Raw genomic sequence first — 4,700 nt, 5'->3', positions numbered from 1 at the left:
TATAAAATTATGACTATAGAGTTATATTTTTTTGCTGTCCTTTTCTTGGGCCTCTTCGCTGTTTTGGACTTAATAGTTGGCGTTAGCAACGATGCATCTAATTTCCTCAATTCTTCACTTGGCTCCAAGGTAGCGCCTCGTTATATTATTTTGTCTGTTGCAAGTCTTGGTATTTTGATGGGCGTCGTTTTTTCAAGCGGAATGATGGAAGTAGCGCGCAAAGGCATTTTCCATCCCAAATTTTTCACAATGCCAAATCTTTTGACAATCTTTCTTGCCGTAATGCTAACGGATATTGTTTTGCTCGACCTTTTCAACACATATGCCCTACCCACATCAACAACTGTATCCGTTGTTTTCGAACTGCTTGGCGGAGCTGTAGCAGTTTCAGTTTTAAAAATAATTCAGCAAAAGGAAGGATTGATTCTCCTTGGTCAATACATAAATACAAGCAAGGCAATGGTAATTATTTTCGGAATTCTCCTCTCAGTCATAGTCGCATTCCTATGCGGCGCAGTTACACAATTTTTTACCCGCCTTCTTTTTACATTCGATTACAGTCAAAGCCAGCGCCGCTATGGAGGATTATGGGGCGGTGTAGCAATGGCATCAATTACCTATTTTATTCTCATAAAAGGTGCAAAAGGAGCTTCATTCATAACACCTGAAACGGTTGAGAAAATAAAAGACAACAGCTCATTGATTTTATTTTCAATCTTTCTTGTTTCAGCAGTCATTCTTCAACTTCTTATAATCTTCAAAATAAACATCTTCAAACCAATTGTTTTGATAGGAACCTTTGCCCTTGCAATGGCATTCGCTGCAAATGACCTTGTCAACTTTATAGGAGTGCCGATGGCAGGCTATCATTCATACAGAAGCGCCATATCAACACCAAACCCCCTTACTTCCACAATGGAAGCGCTCGAACAAAAAGTGCCTGCTGAAACAGCTTTTCTTCTTATTGCAGGATTAATAATGGTAGCGACACTCTGGATATCAAAAAAAGCAAGGACTGTTTCGAGCACTGAAATTAGTCTCGCCCAACAATATGAAGGCGAAGAAAAATATGAATCAGCAATAATATCGCGCATAATTGTTAGGATGGCGCTTAATTTTTTCAATTTTATCAAAAAAATATCTCCTTTAGCTCTTCAAGAATGGTTCAGAAAGCGGCTTGACACTACAAAATACAAAGTAGATACAGATGCAGAACATCGTCCATCCTTTGACCTCCTGCGGGCATCAGTAAATTTGATGGTAGCAAGCGCGCTGATTTCTTATGCAACTTCTCATCAACTGCCGCTTTCAACAACCTATGTTACCTTTATGGTAGCAATGGGGACATCTTTTGCTGACCAAGCTTGGGGACGGGAAAGTGCAGTTTACAGAGTATCAGGAGTTATTACCGTAATTACAGGATGGTTTTTCACCGCTATGTCTGCCTTCATACTTTCTTTTGCTGTAGCTTCTGTCCTATTTTACGGCGGAGCAATTGGTTTTATTGTAATTGCAGTTGCCGACGGACTGATCATTCTTAAAAACCATAGAAGGCACAGTGAGGAGTGGGAATATAAAGAAAAGGAATTGGTCTTCAACCTGAAAAAAATAACCGATGTAGAAAGTTCAATTTCTATAACCTTTGAACATATCGGATTATTAATTCACGAAATACGTATTTCCTTGGATGAAACCCTGAAAGCATTGTATGTCCATAATGAATATATACTAAATAGGGAAAGGCGAAAAACAAAGAAGATACAAAGATGGTCAAATATTACGATTGCCAATATTTTTAAATGTATGCGCCTTCTCCAAAAGAGTGATGCCGCCCGCTCATACAACTATGGACAAACGATACGCAGAATTCAACGGCTTTCAGACGGCTATCGCGACATTGTATTAAGATGTTACAATCATGTTGCAGACCACCACAAAATGCTTCTCGATGTGCAGATAAATGAATTAAAAGAAGTAATGATAATCTTCAATGAAATAATGCTTCATGCTGAAAATGCTCTTTGCAGTAAGGATATGTCTCAATATGAAAATGTGGTAAAGAAAGATAAGGAATTGAAAGAGCTTGCTGAAAAGCTCAATCAGAATCAGATTGAGCGCATAAGAAATGGTAAATCAAAGACAAGGCACAGCATTCTATTTTATTCCATAGTAGGCAATGCCCTAATGCTTTCAAAACAAAATCTCAAACTGATGGAAATCCTTTCTGACACCTTTGGCACACTGGAAGAATCAATAGAAATTAGAGTGAATTAGCAATAAATATTTTTAACATGTAATATGCTTGACACACATTTAATGCCTGCTGTATAAATTTGAAACGCAAATCTTTAAAAAAAATGAAAAGATTGGCTAAACATATTTTTCTATTCCTTGTAAGCGCCATATTTTTGTGAGGGTATTCTTTTAATAATCTATTAAACAAAAAGGAGGTTAAAATGAGTATAGAAGACCTTGAAAAACGAATTCAAGCACTTGAAGACATAGAAGCAATAAAGCAGCTGAAAGCAACATATGCTGCATACTGCGATGACTCTTATAACCCTGAAAAGATGATGGAAATATTTACTGAGGATGCAGTCTGGGACGGTGGAGAAAGATTTGGCAAATACACTGGCCATAAAGAGATAAAAGAATTTTTCCAGAATGCAAGTAAATCTCTTGTTTTTGGAGCGCACTTTTTTCTACAGCCGAGGATAACATTGACAAGTGAAAAAACTGCAAAAGCGAATTGGTACCTGTGGCAGACAAGCACGATGGCAAATGGCAAGGGAGTATGGATATGCGGACTCGAAGACGATGAATATAGGAAAGGTGATGACGGAAAGTGGAGAATGAGCCATATGAAACTCACACTCTTCTATGTAACTGCATACGAAGATGGATGGCATAAAGCGCCTTGGAGCGGACTTGAAGATTAATCGATGAAATATAAGCCCTCTCTATTATTGGGAGGGCTTTTCATTCAATAACTCATTACCTCCTTTACAATTGCCTCCCAAAAACTATCCTCTTTAAGCAAATAGACAAGACTTCCGATAATAAATCAGTTAACTGATTATACTAAGAATTATATGAAAAAGATCGGGAAAATTTACGACATTACAAGAGGCAATTTACTCCTAAAAGATAACTTGACAGGGCTGTATAATCATAACTACTTTCAAGAATTCCTTCAAAAAAAGATTGTCTCAAATGAAAATAAAACTCCTTTTGGGATTGCACTAATCGATATCGATTCATTTTCACTTTATAACCGCTCCCTTGGTTCTATAAAGGGGAACGAAGCTTTAAAGAAAATTTCAGAAACAATCAGAGAGCATCTTACTGAAAATGATTTTTGCGCAAGATATGGCGGTGATGTATTTGCAGTCATTTTCGATGGGGCATCAGCTGAAAAACATCTCAATTGCCTTGAAGACATTCGGCTGAAAGTTGAAAACGATTTTAACGGGAAAATCACAATAAGCGCCGGTTTTGCTTTCTTTCCAGATGATGGAGAAAATCATATCGAACTTATAAACAATGTCAAACACTCACTTCATCATGCAAAAATCAGCGGGAAAAATCGAGTTCACTATTTAGAAAAGAATATTTCATCTGAACTCGATAAAAAAGCGACTATTCTCATCGTCGACGATTCTCCGCTGTCTATCAGAATGATAGCAGACATCTTGTCTCCTCTTGATTACAATATCATATCTGCAAAAAGTGGAATAGAAGCCCTTTCACTCCTGAAATCGACTGATATCGACCTAATTCTCCTCGATATAATTATGCCGGAAATAAATGGATATGAAGTTTGCCGCACTATTAAAAATAATAAAAAAACAGCAGAAATTCCTATAATAATGGTAACTTCACTAAATGATGAAGAATCAAAGTATAAAAGTCTGGAAGCAGGTGCTGATGACTTTATAACCAAACCATTCAATAGGCCTGAAATCATAGCCCGAACCAAAAACCTGATAAATCTGAAAAAGCTAAATAAAAAACTATCTGCAGCAGAGACGACTGTAATGTCACTTGCAAATTTGGCTGAAAAGAGAAGCTCGATTGGGTTGAATAATATTCCCGACACAGCAAGGTTGGCAGAAAAAATAGCAAAGAAACTCGGCTTCAATAAAAAAATCATAGATGCTGTCAGAGTTGCGGCTATTTTACATGATATAGGAAAGATTGGCATTCCTGAAAAAATCCTAAATAAGAAAAAGCCGCTAAATAGAAAAGAATGGGAAATAATAAGAAGACATCCTGATTTAAGCTGTACAGCGGCTGCGCCGCTAAAAAATCTATTTCCTGAATCATTGGATGCAATACGCCATCATCATGAAAGACTCGATGGAAGCGGTTACCCTAATGGTCTTCGTAAAAGAGAAATACCTATTACAGCAAGGATTATTGCTGTTGTAGATATGTATGAAGCCTTGATTTCAGAAAGGCCTTATAGAAAGGCAAAAAGCAAAGAGGAAGCCCTTGCTATCATATACAATGAAACAGAAAAGGGTAAAATTGACAAAGACGTTTTTCAATGTCTCAAAGAGATAATCCAAAAAGAAAAGTAATCATCTCATAGTGCGTTATCCAACTACTTTATTAAGTCGTATATCCTTTTTGCTGTGACAATTACTCTTTTCATAAATCATATTTTTCCTTGCATCAATACTTCTATTTCTACATAG

3 protein-coding genes are annotated in these 4,700 nt (G+C 36.9%); all 3 read left to right on the top strand.

The window, feature by feature from the left end; genetic code table 11:
* The first annotated feature begins 9 nt into the window (after positions 1-9).
* The 3 genes from D6734_12555 to D6734_12545 all read left to right on the top strand — a co-directional run bounded on the left by D6734_12555 (position 10) and on the right by D6734_12545 (position 4,583).
* Positions 10-2,274: an inorganic phosphate transporter gene (locus D6734_12555; protein ID RMF92332.1), complete on the top strand. Its 2,265-nt coding sequence runs from the start codon at positions 10-12 to the stop codon at positions 2,272-2,274.
* A gap of 182 nt (positions 2,275-2,456) precedes the next feature.
* Positions 2,457-2,939, top strand: a complete 483-nt coding sequence (locus tag D6734_12550; GenBank protein RMF92331.1) for a nuclear transport factor 2 family protein — start codon at positions 2,457-2,459, stop codon at positions 2,937-2,939.
* A gap of 153 nt (positions 2,940-3,092) precedes the next feature.
* Positions 3,093-4,583: a diguanylate cyclase gene (locus D6734_12545; protein RMF92330.1), complete on the top strand. Its 1,491-nt coding sequence runs from the start codon at positions 3,093-3,095 to the stop codon at positions 4,581-4,583.
* The last annotated feature ends 117 nt before the right edge of the window (positions 4,584-4,700 follow it).

This window comes from Candidatus Schekmanbacteria bacterium, from assembly GCA_003695725.1.
GTDB lineage: Bacteria > Schekmanbacteria > GWA2-38-11 > GWA2-38-11 > J061 > J061.
The sequence above is the reverse complement of the archived record's forward strand: the minus strand, read 5'-3'. Positions and strand labels throughout refer to the sequence as shown.

What these genes read in the sequence shown, in the direction of transcription:
- D6734_12555 (RMF92332.1), top strand. Translation starts at nt 10, where the DNA reads ATGACTATAGAGTTATATTTTTTTGCTGTCCTTTTCTTGGGCCTCTTC.
- D6734_12550 (RMF92331.1), top strand. Translation starts at nt 2,457, where the DNA reads ATGAGTATAGAAGACCTTGAAAAACGAATTCAAGCACTTGAAGACATA.
- D6734_12545 (RMF92330.1), top strand. Translation starts at nt 3,093, where the DNA reads ATGAAAAAGATCGGGAAAATTTACGACATTACAAGAGGCAATTTACTC.